This is a genomic window from Marinobacter sp. MMG032, from assembly GCF_040112695.1.
Classification (GTDB): Bacteria; Pseudomonadota; Gammaproteobacteria; order Pseudomonadales; family Oleiphilaceae; genus Marinobacter; species Marinobacter salsuginis.
In genome coordinates this window covers 411,052-427,237 of the sequence record NZ_CP157802.1, presented here as the reverse complement: position 1 = coordinate 427,237, position 16,186 = coordinate 411,052, and the positions used below count along the sequence as shown (strand labels likewise).

Genomic DNA, 16,186 nt, shown 5'->3' with positions numbered 1-16,186 from the left:
TTATGAAATGACAGCGGCCGCTGAAAAAACCAATCTTCTGGGGATGCCGAAAGCCAAGCTCGAAGCTTTCTTCGAATCCCTGGGAGAGAAGCGTTTTCGTGCCACACAGGTGTTGCAGTGGATACATCAGCGTGGCGCTGATGACTTCGATCAAATGACCAATATGAGCAAGGCGCTGCGGGAGAAGCTGAAGCAGGTTGCCGAGATCCGTGGTCCTGAGGTGGTTTACGACGAAACGTCCAAAGACGGCACCCGCAAATGGGTGATGCGCATGGACAACGGCAACAGTGTCGAGACCGTGCTGATTCCAGACGGGGAGCGAGGCACGCTTTGCGTTTCCTCACAGATTGGTTGCAGTCTGGACTGCACCTTCTGCTCCACGGGCAAGCGTGGATTCAACCGTAATCTTACCGCGGCGGAAGTTATCGGCCAGGTGTGGGTCGCGCGCAAGGCCTTTATGCCTTTCGAGCCGGGTCCGGATCGGCCGATAACCAACGTGGTCATGATGGGCATGGGCGAGCCCCTCCTCAATTTCGATAATGTCGTCGATGCCATGAACCTCATGATGGAAGATCTGGCCTACGGGATCTCCAAGCGTCGGGTTACTCTCAGCACATCCGGTGTTGTGCCGGCTCTGGACCGCCTGTCGGAAGTTACCGATGTTTCACTGGCCATTTCCCTGCATGCGCCGAATGATGAACTTCGTAACAAACTGGTTCCGTTGAATAAAAAGTACCCGATAGCCGAACTGCTGGCTGCCACCAAGCGCTACTTCGCCCGGTTGCCGGACAAGCGCAAGGCAACGATCGAATACACCGTGATCGAGGGGATGAACGATCAGCCAGAGCATGCCCGCGAGCTGGCAGTGCTACTGAGGGATCTGCCGTGCAAGATCAACCTGATTCCCTTTAATCCGTTCCCGGAAAGCGATTTCCGGCGGCCAAGCATGAATGCGACCCGTCGTTTCCAGACGGTTCTGAACGAGGTCGGTTACATCACGACCATCCGAACCACCCGGGGAGACGACATTGATGCCGCGTGTGGTCAGCTGGTAGGGCGAGTCGAAGACAGGACCCGTCGGAGCCAGAGGTATATTCAGGTTCAGCAGGTAAATCCCTGAACCAGGAACGTCTTGCAGCCCAATCGAGGAAGGGGACACCCGTGATAACGACACCAGCAAACCGACGCTTTTCCATGTTAGTGGCCGTGCTGCTGACTGTGCTGGTTACAGGTTGCGTTACCACCACCGACAGTCGGTTTTCACGGGAAGCGGATAAGCAGGAAGCACTGGATAACTATGTCAAACTGGCTACAGCCTATATAGGGCAGGGCAACCTCGAGCGTGCGCGTCATCACCTCGACAGGGCGTTGAAGCTCGATTCAGATGACCCTGGAGCCAGGGCCGCTATGGGTCTTGTTTACAACGCCGAGAGTGAACCCGAGCTTGCGGAGCGCAATTTCAAACAGGCTATTTCCGAGGATCCGGGCTATACCAGGGCGCGAGTCTACTACGGTGCCTTCCTGTTCGGCCAGAACCGGATGGAAGATGCGCGCGACCAGTTCCGCGCTGCATCAAGGGATACTGGTTACCAGGACCGGGGTTCGGTGTTCTTTAACCTTGGCATGACTCAGGAGCGGCTCGGAGAACTGGAGGCTGCCGCCACATCTTATCGCCGGGCGGTTGAGCTGACGCGGGGTGATGCCCGCTCCCTGCTGGCGCTTTCACGGGTGTCTGTTGAGACCGGTGACTACGACGATGCGGCCCGTTACTATTCGCGCCTGATTTCAATGATGCAGAGAAATCAGCGTCTGGTTCACTCACCGGAGAGTCTTCTTACCGGCATTCGTATTGCCCGCTATTACAGTGATGAAGACCAGGAAGCGAGCCTTGCACTTCAGCTCAGAAATAAATTTCCGGAGTCAGTCGAATACCAACAATATAAGGTGCTGATTTCTAATGGCAACTGAAGAAATTCCACAGCCAGCGATGAAGGACCCCGTAGGGCAGCAGCTAAAGAAAGCAAGGGAAAAAGCCGGTTTGAGCACCGGAGATGTCGCCGCAGCGCAGCATCTGCGCCCCTCGGTGATCCAGGCGATAGAGTCGGGAGATTACAGCCAGATTGACAGTGAACTCTTTCTGAAAGGGTATGTCAGGGCTTATGCAAGACAGGTTGGGCTGGATGCGGATGCGGTAATCGCCGATCTGGATCAGGAGCTGGAGCCAATCCGGCAACAGCGCGAACAGGAGCAGGAAGCCAATCCTCTGGTTGATATTGAACGCCGCAGACGTCGGAAACGCCAGCTGGCCAAGGCCCTGTTCTTTCTGGTCGTCCTGGGTATTGCCGGTTATCTGGCGTTTACCTTCCTGCTTCCTGAACAGGATGCCGCACCCTCGGAGGCGGTAACGGAGTCTGAGGCGTTGCCTGAGGAGGAAGAGCAGGGGGCGACTGAGCAGTTGACAGCGTCGGCTGAGCCAGAGCGTTCCGAGCCTCAGGCTGTAGCAACCGTTGAAGAGCCTGAGCCTGCACTAGTGGAATCTGAGCCTGAGGTTGCAGAGCCCCAGGAGCCGTCGACAGAACAAGTTGAACTGGATGCTGGCGAGGCTCAGGCCACGGCAGACACTGCAGTCGTTGAAGACTCCGTTCAGGAGCCGGTCGACCCGGTGACCGAGCAGATTCCGGCGGTTGTTCAGACGCCGGATCCGGTTCTTGAAAATCCAAATGGCTTTTCTGAAGTGGCGGACACAGGCCGGCTTCAGATTCGCTTCAGCGACGATTGTTGGGTTCAGGTCAGTGATGCTGCGGGTAACCGGTTGGTGAATTCGCTTCAGCGGAACGGAGACCAGATCGATGTTGCCGGACCAGCGCCGCTCAGGGTTGTTATTGGTGCGGTCGATGCGGTCGAATCCATCCGTTTCCAGGGTGAGCCCGTGGATATCGGCGGCTACCGGGTTGTCAATAACCGGTCAGAATTTACCCTGACAATCTGAAACTTGATCAAATTTTCTATATCGGTCAGCAAGACATGAAACAGGATTCCCCGATTACCAGACGCAAATCCCGCCAGATCATGGTGGGCAATGTTCCTGTGGGTGGCGACGCGCCGATCGCGGTGCAAAGCATGACCAACACCAACACCTGTGACGTGGAGGCCACGGTTGGCCAGATCACGGCATTGCAGGAAGCGGGTGCGGACATCGTGCGGGTTTCTGTGCCTTCCATGGACGCTGCAGAGGCGTTCGGAAAGATTCGGGAGCGGGTATCCCTGCCACTGGTCGCCGACATCCATTTCGATTACAAGATCGCGCTCAGGGTGGCGGAGCTGGGTGTAGACTGTCTACGTATCAATCCGGGCAATATCGGCCGCGATGATCGCGTCAGTGCTGTTATCAGCGCGGCGCGGGACGGCAACATTCCGATTCGGATCGGTGTAAACGCCGGTTCCCTGGAAAAGTCTCTTCAGCGTAAATACGGTGAACCCACGGCAGACGCGCTGGTGGAATCCGCCATGCGCCATATCGATATCCTCGACCGTCATGATTTCCAGGACTTCAAGGTCAGCCTGAAAGCCTCCGAGGTGTTCATGACCGTGGATGCCTACCGTAAGATCGCCCAGCAGATAGAACAGCCGCTCCATCTGGGTATTACCGAAGCCGGTGGCCTGCGCTCGGGCACCGTCAAGTCCTCCATTGGGCTGGGCATGCTTCTGATGGATGGCATCGGCGACACCATACGCGTATCACTGGCGGCGGATCCGGTGCAGGAAATCAAGGTGGGGTTCGATATTCTCAAGAGTCTTCGCCTGCGCAGCCGGGGCATCAATTTTATTGCCTGTCCGAGCTGTTCCCGCCAGAACTTCGATGTCATCCATACCATGAATGACCTGGAAGCGCGGCTGGAGGATGTGAATGACTCCCTCGATGTGGCCATCATCGGATGCATCGTCAACGGCCCGGGTGAGGCCAAAGTTGCCGACCTCGGACTGACCGGTGGCAGCCCCAAGAATCTTTTCTATATGGCGGGCAAACCGAACCAGAAGCTGGACAATGCCACGTTGACCGATGATCTGGAGCGCCTGATTCGCGAGGAAGTGGCACGTCGCAAGGAACAGGAAGAATCGATCATTGCCCGTTCGGACAACTGATCGTTTCCATTCCCGGGCACAACCATCCAGACAGATTTAAGGGTTAACATTGGCAAAGATTCAGGCAATTCGCGGGATGAACGATATCCTGCCGGAGCAGACGCCCGTATGGCAGTTTGTAGAATCCACGGTACGCAGGGTGCTGTCCCAGTATGGCTACCAGGAAATCCGCATGCCGATCGTGGAACAGACCGACCTGTTCAAGCGGTCGATTGGTGAAGTCACCGACATTGTCGAAAAGGAAATGTACACCTTTGAAGACCGCAACGGTGACAGCCTGACTTTGCGTCCGGAGGGTACAGCCGGTTGTGTCCGGGCGGCCGAGGAACACGGCCTCCTGTTCAACCAGACCCGTCGACTCTGGTACACGGGCCCCATGTTCCGACATGAACGTCCGCAAAAGGGGCGGTATCGCCAATTCCACCAGATCGGCGTGGAATGTTTCGGGATGACTGGTCCTGATATCGATGCCGAATTGCTGATCCTTACCGCGAGACTCTGGAAAGAGCTCGGACTTGCCGAGCATACCCGTCTGGAAATCAATTCCATTGGAACGTCCGAATCTCGACGGGTTTACCGGACAGCCCTTGTAGAGTATCTGAGCCAGTTCAAGTCAGACCTCGATGCAGACAGTCAGCGGCGCCTGGAGTCTAATCCCTTGCGGATCCTGGACAGCAAGGATCCTTCCACCCGCAAGATCCTGGAAAACGCGCCCAGCCTCGACGACTATCTTGATGACGAATCCCGGGAGCATTTCGAGCGTCTGAAATCGTTGCTGGATGCTGCGGGCGTGGCGTATTCAGTTAACCCGGCGTTGGTTCGGGGCCTGGATTATTACGGCAAGACCGTCTTCGAATGGATAACCGACAGTCTCGGTTCCCAGGGTACCGTGTGCGCCGGTGGCCGATACGATGGCCTGGTCGAACAGCTGGGTGGCAAACCGACAGTCGCCGTAGGCTTTGCGATGGGTCTGGAGCGTCTTATCCTGCTGCTTGAAACGCTTGGGCTGGTCCCGGATTACGTGAACAGCAACGCCGATGTGTATGTGACGGCTATGGGAGACGGGGCGTTGGCGCCAGCGCTCATATTGGCTGAAAAACTGCGTGCAGCCTTGCCGGAGCGAGTTATCGTTTCTCACTGCGGGGGCGGCAGTTTTAAAAGCCAGATGAAGAAGGCTGACCGGAGTGGCGCCAGGTACGCAGTGATTCTGGGTGAGAATGAGGTGGCCAATGGAACTGCGGGACTGAAACCCTTGCGTGCTGATGAGCCTCAGACCGAAATGGCCCAGGACGAGTTGGCCGCTGCGCTGGCCACGGCGCTGGCAAACTGAATCCGACCAAATTTACTGATACAAAAGCAAAAATTCGACAACAGGAGTCCTCATGGCAGAGTTGCGCACCGAAGAAGAACAGATCCAGGCGATCAAGGACTGGTGGAAGAAGAACGGCAGTTCCCTGCTGATCGGCATTGGTGCGGCCCTGGCCATCGTGTTTGGCTGGCAGGCCTGGCAGAACCATCAGGCCCAGCAGCGCACCGAGGCAGCGAACCAGTTCGCCAACCTGCTGAATGCCTTCAGTGACCAGGCCGATGAAACCAGCGGCGAGACCGTCGCTTTCGTGGCGCAGACCCTGAGAGAAGATTACACGGACAGTGCCTATGCGGTTTACGGCAATCTGATCCTGGCACGCCAGCAATTGATGCAGGAAGGCAATGCCGAAGCTGCTGTTGATTCCCTGAAGTGGGCGCTGGACAAGACCGGCGAGCACGAAGCACTGGCGCTTGTGGTGCGCAATCGCCTGGCTCGCGCCCAGTTTTCCGCGGGCCAGTACGAAGAGGCGCTGGCCACCATCGATGGTGCCGGTAATGCCGACGCGTTTGCTGCCATGTACTCCGAGCTGCGAGGCGACATCCTGCTGGCGCAGGGCGACAAGGAGGGCGCTCGCGAAGCCTATCTTGCTGCCCGTGAACAGAGCCAACAGGGCCGCAGTGGCATTCTGGAACTGAAACTGGCTGACCTCGGTGTCGGGGAGGATGCCTGATGCCACTCCTCCGCGACAGGATTTCGAAACGCGGACTGCTGATGGGGCTGGCGCTTCTGGCGGCACTTTCCGGCTGTAGCACGACGGATACCTTCGAACAACCTGTTCCGGTTCCTGAAATTGAGGCGACAGCCGAATTCAAGAGAGTCTGGAGCATGTCCGTGGGCGACGGTCATGATGGCGATTTTCTCTACCTGGGACCCCTGAACACCGGCGATCTGATCTACGCTGCTTCGGCGGACGGGGAGCTGTACGCCGTGGCGTCGGATTCCGGCAAGGTTGTCTGGGAATCAGAATTTGAGGAGCGCATCTTCTCTGGTCTCGGCGGTGATGGGGAGAATCTCTACCTGACCACCGAGAACGCTGATCTGGTGGCGCTCTCCCGTGAAGATGGCACCGAAATCTGGCGCCAGCCACTGCCGACGGAAGTGTTGTCCGCACCTCAGTCCAATGGCTCTCTGGTTGTCGCCCAGACCACTGATGGCAAGGTTCTCGGGTTCAGCGCCGCCGATGGCGAAAAGTTATGGCAGTACGACGGTACCGTTCCGGTCCTTTCGATGCGGGCCGCCGCAGCCCCGCTGGTTGGTGGTGACGTGGTCATAGCTTCTTTTGCCAGCGGTAAACTGATTGCCCTGGCCGCAGGCTCGGGTCAACCGATGTGGCAGTATGAAGTGGGCCAGCCCCAGGGGCGCACCGAGCTGGAAAGGCTGGTCGATGTGGCGGGGCAGCCCCTGGTCATTGAAACCGCCGTCATGGTGGTTGGTTACCAGGGTAAACTTGCCCTCGTTGATATTCGTACCGGGCAGGAAATCTGGAGCCGGAAAGCTTCCAGCCTCTATTCCCCGATGATTGGCGGCGGCGAGATCTATCTGGCCTCGGCCAATGGCGACATTGTTGCCCTGAGAGGCTCGGACCGTCGGGAAGTCTGGACCCAGGATCGTCTCGCCTGGCGCCAACTGACCCAGCCAATGGTTTACGAAGACTACCTGGTGGTAGGCGATTTCGAAGGCTACCTGCACGCCATAGACCGTCAGAACGGCAAGCTGGTCGGCCAGCTGGAGTTCGACGATGAGGGTATCCGCGTACCGGCACAGCGTCTTGCCAATGGTAACCTGCTGGTTTTTGGCAACAGCGGAAAGATGGCCGTATTCCAGGTTAAACCGCAGGATTGATCCCCAATTATGACCCCAGTTATTGCCCTTGTCGGACGCCCCAACGTTGGCAAATCGACATTGTTTAATCAGATGACCCGTTCCAGGGATGCCCTGGTTGCGGACTTCCCGGGGCTTACCCGTGACCGCAAATACGGTGAGGGCAGCTATGAGGGGCAGCGCTTCATCGTCATAGACACCGGTGGTCTTACCGGTGACGAGCAGGGCCTCGATCTTGAAATGGCGCGTCAGTCCATGCAGGCGGTAGAAGAGGCTGACATTGTTCTGTTTCTGGTGGACGGTCGTGCCGGTCTGACCGCGGGCGATGAACTCATTGCAGACAGTCTTCGCAGGTCCGGAAAGCAGGCTCATCTGGTTGTGAACAAGACCGATGGCCAGGATCCGGACATTGCGGCATCGGATTTCTACAGCCTGGGCTTTGAATCCACGTTCCTGATTGCCGCGTCCCACAACCGGGGTATCCGTTCGATGCTCGAAATCCTGCTGCCCTCCGAGGAGGAGCGGGAGGAAGAGGATCGGGCTGATCGTTACCCCGGCATCCGCATTGGCGTGGTCGGCAGGCCGAATGTGGGCAAGTCCACCCTGGTCAATCGGATGCTCGGTGAAGAACGTGTCGTGGTTTACGACATGCCGGGCACTACCCGGGATAGCGTTTACATTCCGTACGAGCGCCAGGGCAGTCAGTACACTCTGATTGATACCGCAGGTGTCCGCCGCCGCAAGAATGTCAGTGAAGTGGTGGAGAAGTTCTCCATTATCAAGACACTGCAGGCAATTGACGATGCCCATGTGGTTATCCTGGTCATTGACGCCCGGGAAGGCCTGGTGGATCAGGACCTCCACTTGATCGGGTTTGTTCTTGATGCCGGTCGCTCGTTGGTGATCGCCATCAACAAATGGGACGGCATGGACCCGGAAGACCGTGCCCGTGTAAAGGAGCAGGTGCAGCGTCGCCTCGACTTCCTGGATTACGCTGATAAGCACTATATTTCGGCGCTCCACGGGTCTGGCGTGGGTGTGATGTACGAGTCGGTGGAAGCCTGCTACGAGTCTGCTATGGCGAAATGGCCGACCAACCGCCTGACGGCCATTCTCCAGGATGCCATTGCCCAGCATCAGCCACCCATGGTGCACGGACGCCGAATTAAACTCCGTTACGCCCACCAGGGCGGGTCCAACCCGCCGGTCATTGTGGTTCACGGTAACCAGGTGGATTCACTGCCAGGGGCGTACAAGCGGTACCTTGAGAATACCTTCCGGAAGGTTCTGAAAGTGACCGGTTCACCAATTCGCTTTGAATTCAAATCGGGTGAAAACCCGTTTGCCGGTAAAGTGGATCGCCTGACCCCACGTCAGAAGGTGAAGAAGGACAACGACGAGAAGAAAGGCCGTCGTCCAAAGAAACAGCGCCAGAAGAGTCTCAAACGCTGATTTGGTGATCGGGCTCAGGGTTTATCCCTGGCCCGCTTCAGCGTTTTCAACCTGCTTTGCCTGAACCGCAGTCAAGGCGACGGTAAACACAATATCCTCCACCAGTGCGCCCCGGGACAGATCGTTGACCGGCTTCCGCAAACCCTGCAGCATTGGCCCGATACTGACCACATTGGCACTGCGCTGAACCGCCTTGTAGGTAGTGTTGCCGGTATTCAGATCCGGGAACACGAACACCGTGGCCTTGCCGGCTACCTTGCTGTCTGGCGCCTTGCTCCTTGCCACGCTCTCGATGGCAGCAGCATCGTACTGAAGCGGCCCGTCTATCAAAAGATCCGGTCTGCGCTCACGAGCTATCCTCGTGGCTTCTCTCACCTTGTCCACGTCCTGGCCACTGCCGGATTCCCCGGTGCTGTAGCTGATCATCGCGACCAGGGGCTCGATGCCGAAGGCTTCGGCGGATTCAGCGCTCTGGATAGCGATGTCTGCCAGTTCCTCGGCATTCGGATCCGGGTTGATGGCGCAGTCCCCGTAGACCACGACCTGTTGCGGAAGCAGCATGAAAAACACCGAAGAAACCACTTTTGCGTGGTCATGGGTCTTGATGAGCTGAAGGGCGGGGCGGACCGTGTTCGCGGTTGTGTGGATGGCACCTGAAACCAGCCCATCGGCTTCGTCCAGAGCCACCATCATGGTACCGAGAACGACGTTGTCCTCGAGCATCGCTTCGGCCATGTCCGGAGTGAGGCCTTTATGCTTGCGCAACTCGACCATCGGGTCGACATAACGCTCCCGCACTTCAGCCGGATCAATGATTTCGATATCTTCGGGCAGTTCCAGATCCTGGGAAGCCGCCACGCGCCTGATCTCAGCGGCATTTCCGATCAGGGCACACCGGGCCAGCTGGCGTTGATGACAGATGATAGCGGCCTGCACGGTTCGTGGCTCGCTGCCTTCCGGCAGTACGATACGCTTGTTTGCTGCCCGTGCGCGTTCCGACAGCTGATACCGGAAAGCGGGCGGGGACAGCCTGTTCTGTCGGGCCACTTTGAGGTGCTGCTGCAACCAATCGGTGTCTATCCGGGTGGCGACCACCTCCATCGCTTTTTCAATCCGGTTGGGGTCATCAACGGGAATGGCGGAAGACAGATTCGCCAGCATGTGGGCCGTCTCATAGGTATTGGCATCGGAGCCAAGCACCGGCAGCCCCGTTTCGAGTGCCCGGTGGCAGAGCTCGATCACACGCCGGTCGGGCATCAGACCGCCAGTGAGCATCAAACCAGCCAGTGGGACCCCGTTCAGGGCTGCAACAGCAGTGGTCACCACAATGTCTTCCCGATCACCCGGGGTGACCAGCAAAGTGCCGGGCCTCAGGGTTTCGGTCATATTGCGGATGCTTCGGGCACACACGGATACCTTCTGGACCCGCCTGTCGTGCATCTGCCCCTCATTGAGAACCGGTAACCCCAGCTCTCTGGCAATGTCGGAGACGCGAGGTGCAAGCAGCTCAGGCTGCCAGGGAATCTCCGCAATCAGCCGAAAGCGGCCCTCACTGAACACCTTGCACTGTCCGCGGTAATCGATGGCAGACGGGGTAGGGTGTTTGCTGTTGGATCGAGGTTCAAGGGCCGCGTGTTCTGGTTCTCCCACCTTGTTCAGGATGACGCCGATGACATCCGGGTCGCTTGGGTTGGCAAACAGGCGGGATGAAAAATCCAGTTCCTCATCCATTTGCCGGGCGTCCAGGTTTTTGGGCGTGCTCACCAGGATGACCTCGGAACCCAGATTGCGGGCGACCTCCACGTTCAGCCGGGCAATATAGGCTTCGCTGCGGTCTGGGACCAATCCCTCAATGATGACGACGTCCACGTCGCGCGCAACTTTCTGGTATTCGCCGACCACTGTCTCGAGCAGGTAATCGGATTTGCCTCTGTTGAGCAACTGCTGCGCTTCCTTGAGCGCAATCGGATCTGGTGGATTCAGATGGCTGCTGGCCCCTACAAAGGATACCGAGGTGTCCTGACCTGCGTTGTGCATGGATTCGGCATGGTGAACGGTCTGACAGAAAGGTTTGTAAAAGCCAACGCTCACGCCGACCCGTTCCAGGGCGCGCAGCAGGCCGAGGCAGACCGACGTGAGCCCTGAATCCATGGATGTCGGTGCGAGAAAGAGACTCTTTGCCATGATGGTAATCCTGATGATGCGTATGGGTCAGTCGGGCGTAAGAGCGCCGGCAAGCCGCGAGGCTTCCCGCGCAATAACCAGTTCCTCGTTGGTGGGGATGACCAATACGGGAAACCGGGAGTCGGCGCTTTCGATCCGGCCGTCGCTGAATTCGCCATGATGATTATTGAGGTCCGGGCTGAGTTCAAATCCCATGAGCTTGAGGTGGTGAATGGTTTCGGCCCGGATCCGGGCACTGTTTTCCCCGATGCCGCCAGTAAAGACGAGCGCGTCCAGATGGCTCAGGGAAGCCATCATGGCGCCAATGTAACGGGCCAGGCGGAAGCAGAACACATCAATGGCGGTTTGAGATGGCTCATGGCCATGGTCTGCCAGCTCACAGAGCGAGCGCATGTCGTTGGTCTGGCCGGAAAGACCCAGCAGGCCGCTTGCCTGGTTCAGGACCCGATGTACTTCGTCAGCGGCGATTCCCTTGCCGCGGAGAAAGTCGAACAGGCCTGGGTCGACATCGCCGCTTCGGGTTCCCATAACCAGGCCCTCCAGCGGCGTAAGGCCCATGCTGGTGTCCACACTTATCCCATCGCGGATGGCTGCAATACTGCACCCGTTGCCCAGGTGGGCCGAGATGACCGAGATGGTTGCCGGTGTTTTGCCCAGCCGACTAGCAGCCTCTGATGCCATAAACGCATGACTGGTGCCGTGGAATCCGTACCGGCGAATTCCCCAATCGCGATACCAGGCTTCCGGCACCGCATAGAGATATGCTCTTTTGGGCAGTGTCTGGTGAAAGGCGGTGTCGAAAACCGCTGCCTGGGGCACGTCGGGAAACCGGGCCAGGGTTGCGCGAATTCCGGACAGGTTGACCGGATTGTGCAGGGGCGCAAGGCCCGCGCAGTCCTCAATGGCAGTGATAACATCGTCATCAATAAGCGCAGCCTCACGGAAGGTCTCGCCGCCATGAACTACCCGGTGGCCAACGGCCGTGGGAGCCGACGCCATCAGTCCTTCATCCTGAAATACCGTAACCAGTGTATTGAGCGCCTGATCGTGACTGGCGCCTGGGTCCAGGGGAATGGCTTTGTCCAGGCCTTCAACATGGGCAAACGCATCGTTCTGACCGAGGCGCTCGGCGAGGGCAGAAGCCAGCTTGTTATGTTGGCAATCGAACAGGGCGAGTTTCAGGGATGAGCTGCCGCAGTTCACGACAAGTACGGTGTCTTCCATGGGAGTGGGGTTCCAACGATTTCGAATCTATACCCGGTGATTGCTGGCCAGCCAGGCATCAAAATCCGGAGCTGGCAGAGGCCGACTGTAGAAGTATCCCTGTGAGAAGTCGCAACCTTCCTTTTTCAGGAAGTGGGTCTGGGCCTCTTCTTCCACCCCTTCTGCAATCACCCGCAGGCCCAGGCTATGGGCCATGTTGATGATGGCCCGGACCAGTGAGGCATCCTCGGGCTCTTTCATGACGTCCTGGACGAAGGACTTGTCAATTTTCAGCGTATCAAACGGGTAGCTCTTGAGATAGCTGAGTGCCGAGTAGCCTGTACCAAAATCGTCCACTGACAAGCGGATCCCGGCCTTGTCCAGTTGGCGCAGGATTTCGGCGGTCTCAATGGAGTTGTCTAGAATCAGTCGTTCGGTGATTTCAAGCTCCAACTGTTCCGGTGCCAGGCCGCTGGCAGCAAGGGCGTGCATCACGGCCTCGGTAAAGCCAGGATCCCGGAACTGGCGCGGGGAGACGTTCACGGAAATGCCAATGTCTTTGCCAGTGGCCTGTTTCCAGCCCACGGCGGCCCGACAGGCTTCCTCAAGAACCCATTCGCCGATCGGCGTAATAAGGCCGGTTTCCTCGGCCAGCGGAATGAATCGATCGGGCATCACCATGCCCATGGCCGGATTATTCCAGCGCAGCAAGGCCTCCACCGAGCAAAGCGTACCGGAATCGGTATTCACAATCGGCTGGAAATACAGTTCGAATTCCTTCAGTTCCAGAGCCCTGCGCATGCTGGACTCCATCTTCAGGCGTTCGTGAGAGACTTCGGTCATCTCCGGCGCAAAGTGGGCAAAGGAGCTCTTGCCTTTGTGCTTGGCCTGGTACATGGCTGCGTCGGCGTGTTGCAAGAGTGTGCCACTGTTGTCCGAGTCGGTTGGGAAAATCGCAATCCCGATGCTGGTCGTTACGAACACTTCCTGGCCATTAAGAATGTAGGGCGGAGAAAAGGTTTTCAGAATACGCTCTGCCACCTGGGATGACGCCTCTGGGCCGGTCAGGCCGGGCAAGATCACCAGAAACTCATCACCGCCCAGCCGGGCAACGGTACTGGTGCCGCGGAGGCAGCTGGAAATTCGACGGGCTGCTTCAATCAACAGGTTGTCGCCGGCATCGTGGCCGAGGGTGTCGTTTATGTGTTTGAAGTTGTCGAGATCGAGGAACATCACGCCCACGAGGGTGCTTTCCCGGCGCGCCTGGGCCAAAGCCAGCTTCAGGCGATCCAGGGCGAGCATCCGGTTGGGCAGGCCAGTGAGGATGTCGTAGTTGGCCTGGCGCAGCAGCTGCTGTTCATAGCGCTTGCGAATGCTGATGTCCTCGCCCAGGATGAGGTATCCGGTCGTACTGCCGGATTCGTCCTTGATCGGAGTGACGATCAGTTGCTCCCAGAAACGTTCGCCGTTTCGACGCACGCTGTTCACCTCACCCTGCCAGACACCGACCCGCTGTACTTGTAAGCGAATTGATTGCCATAGATGACGGCTTTCACGGTTTTCGATTTCGTTGTTTCCAAGCGCCCCGGGATGTTTTCCCACAATCGACGAGGCATCGTAGCCGGTCAGCTGAGTAAATTTCTGGTTTGCAAACTCGATGCGCCACTGCCGGTCACAAATTAGAACCGACGAAGGGCTTTGTTCGATGGCCTTGGAAAACTTCCGGATCTCCGCCGCATCTTTTTGCTGACGCTCCATATCCGCGTTGAGCCGTTCACGCATTTGATTAATCGCGTCCGTAACCCGGCCGAGCTCGTCGTTTCGGTTTGAGGGTGTGTTGGGCCTGTCCAGTGTCAGTGGCCTGGAAGTCGTTTTCAGGGAGAATTCCCGCGCGTAATTCGCCATGGTGGTCAGATGGCGTGCCACGAAGTGCTGGAAGATCCAGATGATCAGGATGGAAACAAAAAACGTCTTGAGAAACTGGGTCAGGAGAATCACACCCACCTTCCGCTTGAGTTCATCGTAGACGCGGTCCAGATCGGCGGTCACCGTAAGCTCGCCCAGTTTGAACATTTCATCGCCCTGGTGAACCAGATTGAAGCTGTGGGAAGTGGTTTTCGCGTCCCGTGGGATCTCACCCATAACCAGCTCGGAGTCGGGTTCGATTCTCAGCCGAAGATGCACCACATCGGGCAAGCTCAGAATGCCTTCCATCTGGGTTTGCAGGAGCTTCTGGTCAAGGGCCCACAGACTGCGCGCCAGACTGGAGGCATAGCCAGACTCAACCACCTGCATGCGATTGTCGATCTGGGATAGATCTTTTCGATAATCGGAGTAGATCTGAAGCGCGGAGGCCACCAGCGTAAAGGCGGAACTGAACAGAAGAATCCAGGCCAGCAGCCTGAAAGACAGGGGCGAGCCTGTGCGAAAACGTTGAAGACGCGTCGACAGTTTTGGCATGTATTGAACTTCAGCCACCCAGACCGGTTAGGAGATCGGACACTTCCTTTGATTCCGACTATAGCAGCAGTTTCTTTCAAATGCCTTGCAAATGCAGGAAAAATCGAAGGAAATGTGTTGTGGTTCAGTATTTATGCGTACTTGGAGCCTGACAAATACGTTGACCTGGATCAATACCTTGCGGGCGTGCCGGGCGTAACCTGAGTTTAATCAAGTTAATTGCCGGAAGGAGAAGCAAAATGTATATGGACGCCGTTGTTATCGCGGGTATTGCGACTGTACTGCTGATGGTTGGCTTTTTCGTTGGTGTGGGCATCTTCGTGATGAAAGATCAGAAGGAGCACGGACACCAGGACAGAAAAGAAGGGAAGCACGGCCATAAACCGGTCTGACCGTGTCATGGGGAAACATTTGTTTCCCTGACACATCAAGGCAGAAAAATTGGCGTCCCCTAGGGGGTTCGAACCCCTGTTGCCGCCGTGAAAGGGCGGAGTCCTAGGCCACTAGACGAAGGGGACGCAACGTTTTCAACACCTTGCCTCGTCGAGGTGGCGCGTATATTAAGTAAGGCTCAGAGCAGTGTCAACGCCTTTTGTGAAAAAAGTTCGTACTCCGTCTCATCGGGATGACCCCGGAGAGACGGATTGAGAAAGGGCCTGTTCAAGGTCTGGATACCGGAATTCAAATTTTTCCTGTGTAAGCCTCTCTGGAATCGCTTTTTGTCCGGTGAGCAGGAGGCGCGCCATTTCTCCCAGCGCAACCTTGAGTACCGGTGCGGGCGCCGGGAAAAGGGTGGGGCGATGCAAAACCTTCCCGAGAGTTCGGGTGAATTCTGCGTTGGTTGCCGGGTTAGGGCTCACCACATTGAATGGACCAGACGCGTTCGGGTTTTCCATCATCCAGATTAGGGCCCCGACGACGTCATCTCGGTGTATCCAGGGCATGTACTGTGTACCGCTTCCCAGGCGCCCGCCAAGTCCAAGTTTGAAGGGCAGTATCATTCGTTCCAGAAAACCACCGCCCGGGCCTGCTACCACTCCGGTCCTTGAAAAGCAGACCCTCACGCCATCGTCGGCGAGAGGTTTGGCGGCATTTTCCCAGTCGCGGCATAAGCGGTGAGTAAATTCATCATTTGGATTGGTGTCTTCAGTGACCGTCGCGGCTCCCTGATCCCCGTAAAAGCCCACGGCTGATCCCGAGACCAACACCTTCGGCGCCCGCTCCCAACTGCGGATGACTTCAACCAGCGTTTCCGTTACACCGATACGGCTGTCCCGCAGTTCCTGCTTGCGAGCCTCAGACCAACGCTTGTCTGCGATGCCTTCACCGGCAAGATTGATAACAGCATCGTATCCCGAGTGGGAACGAAGCTGCTGGAGGTCGCTGACTGCTTCAACCCGGCCGCAACTGGACTTCACCGTTTCCGGAGGTTGCCGGCTGAAAACCGTCAGCTCGTAGTCCCGTGCCAGCAATTCGCGACACAGAACATGACCTATAAACCCGGTGCCGCCGGTAATCAGAATCCTTTTCGACATTTTTGTTGCTCCTGTCGTC

12 protein-coding genes, 1 tRNA gene and 1 pseudogene are annotated in these 16,186 nt (G+C 57.3%); 9 read left to right on the top strand and 5 right to left on the bottom strand.

What is annotated here, in order from left to right:
* Positions 1 to 7 precede the first annotated feature (7 nt).
* The 8 genes from rlmN to der all read left to right on the top strand — a co-directional run bounded on the left by rlmN (position 8) and on the right by der (position 8,785).
* Positions 8 to 1,120, top strand: coding sequence for a 23S rRNA (adenine(2503)-C(2))-methyltransferase RlmN (gene rlmN, locus ABNF92_RS01945; protein WP_349343295.1), 1,113 nt, complete (start codon positions 8 to 10; stop codon positions 1,118 to 1,120).
* A gap of 74 nt (positions 1,121 to 1,194) precedes the next feature.
* Positions 1,195 to 1,968: a type IV pilus biogenesis/stability protein PilW gene (gene pilW / locus ABNF92_RS01940; RefSeq protein ID WP_069184987.1), complete on the top strand. Its 774-nt coding sequence runs from the start codon at positions 1,195 to 1,197 to the stop codon at positions 1,966 to 1,968.
* Positions 1,958 to 2,989 (top strand): RodZ domain-containing protein, encoded by a 1,032-nt coding sequence (locus ABNF92_RS01935; protein WP_349343294.1) that lies wholly within the window; start codon positions 1,958 to 1,960, stop codon positions 2,987 to 2,989. The genes pilW and ABNF92_RS01935 overlap by 11 nt, the downstream gene beginning before the upstream one ends.
* A 35-nt stretch (positions 2,990 to 3,024) precedes the next feature.
* Entirely contained in the window at positions 3,025 to 4,143 is a 1,119-nt protein-coding gene (gene ispG, locus ABNF92_RS01930) for a flavodoxin-dependent (E)-4-hydroxy-3-methylbut-2-enyl-diphosphate synthase (protein ID WP_349343293.1), read from the top strand.
* A 49-nt stretch (positions 4,144 to 4,192) separates the two neighbouring features.
* Positions 4,193 to 5,473 carry a histidine--tRNA ligase gene (gene hisS / locus ABNF92_RS01925; protein ID WP_349343292.1) on the top strand — a complete coding sequence of 427 codons (1,281 nt, stop codon included), beginning with the start codon at positions 4,193 to 4,195 and terminating at the stop codon, positions 5,471 to 5,473.
* 52 nt (positions 5,474 to 5,525) lie between these two features.
* A complete protein-coding gene (locus tag ABNF92_RS01920; protein WP_069184991.1) occupies positions 5,526 to 6,182 on the top strand; it encodes a tetratricopeptide repeat protein in 657 nt (218 codons plus the stop codon).
* Positions 6,182 to 7,354, top strand: a complete 1,173-nt coding sequence (bamB, locus tag ABNF92_RS01915) for an outer membrane protein assembly factor BamB (RefSeq protein ID WP_349343291.1) — start codon at positions 6,182 to 6,184, stop codon at positions 7,352 to 7,354. The genes ABNF92_RS01920 and bamB overlap by 1 nt, the downstream gene beginning before the upstream one ends.
* 9 nt (positions 7,355 to 7,363) lie before the next feature.
* Positions 7,364 to 8,785 (top strand): ribosome biogenesis GTPase Der, encoded by a 1,422-nt coding sequence (der, locus tag ABNF92_RS01910; protein ID WP_069184993.1) that lies wholly within the window; start codon positions 7,364 to 7,366, stop codon positions 8,783 to 8,785.
* A 21-nt stretch (positions 8,786 to 8,806) separates the two neighbouring features.
* Here der and pta read toward each other — a convergent pair whose 3' ends face one another.
* From pta to ABNF92_RS01895, 3 genes are read right to left on the bottom strand one after another with little or no spacing between them, the layout of a single operon-like run.
* Positions 8,807 to 10,969, bottom strand: a complete 2,163-nt coding sequence (pta, locus tag ABNF92_RS01905; protein WP_349343290.1) for a phosphate acetyltransferase — start codon at positions 10,967 to 10,969, stop codon at positions 8,807 to 8,809.
* A gap of 27 nt (positions 10,970 to 10,996) precedes the next feature.
* Positions 10,997 to 12,193, bottom strand: a complete 1,197-nt coding sequence (locus tag ABNF92_RS01900; protein ID WP_349343289.1) for an acetate kinase — start codon at positions 12,191 to 12,193, stop codon at positions 10,997 to 10,999.
* Positions 12,194 to 12,220: 27 nt separating this feature from the next.
* Complete coding sequence (locus tag ABNF92_RS01895; protein ID WP_136629534.1) at positions 12,221 to 14,632, bottom strand: EAL domain-containing protein; 2,412 nt, start codon at positions 14,630 to 14,632, stop codon at positions 12,221 to 12,223.
* 239 nt (positions 14,633 to 14,871) lie between these two features.
* Between ABNF92_RS01895 and ccoM the strand changes: the two are divergent.
* Positions 14,872 to 14,964, top strand: a pseudogene (gene ccoM / locus ABNF92_RS01890) (cytochrome c oxidase subunit CcoM); the annotation flags it as partial.
* Between the two features lie 110 nt (positions 14,965 to 15,074).
* Here ccoM and ABNF92_RS01885 read toward each other — a convergent pair.
* Together ABNF92_RS01885 and ABNF92_RS01880 are read right to left on the bottom strand one after the other, a co-directional pair.
* Positions 15,075 to 15,150: transfer RNA gene (locus ABNF92_RS01885), tRNA-Glu, on the bottom strand.
* Between the two features lie 99 nt (positions 15,151 to 15,249).
* Positions 15,250 to 16,167: a TIGR01777 family oxidoreductase gene (locus ABNF92_RS01880; RefSeq protein ID WP_349343288.1), complete on the bottom strand. Its 918-nt coding sequence runs from the start codon at positions 16,165 to 16,167 to the stop codon at positions 15,250 to 15,252.
* Positions 16,168 to 16,186: the final 19 nt, after the last annotated feature.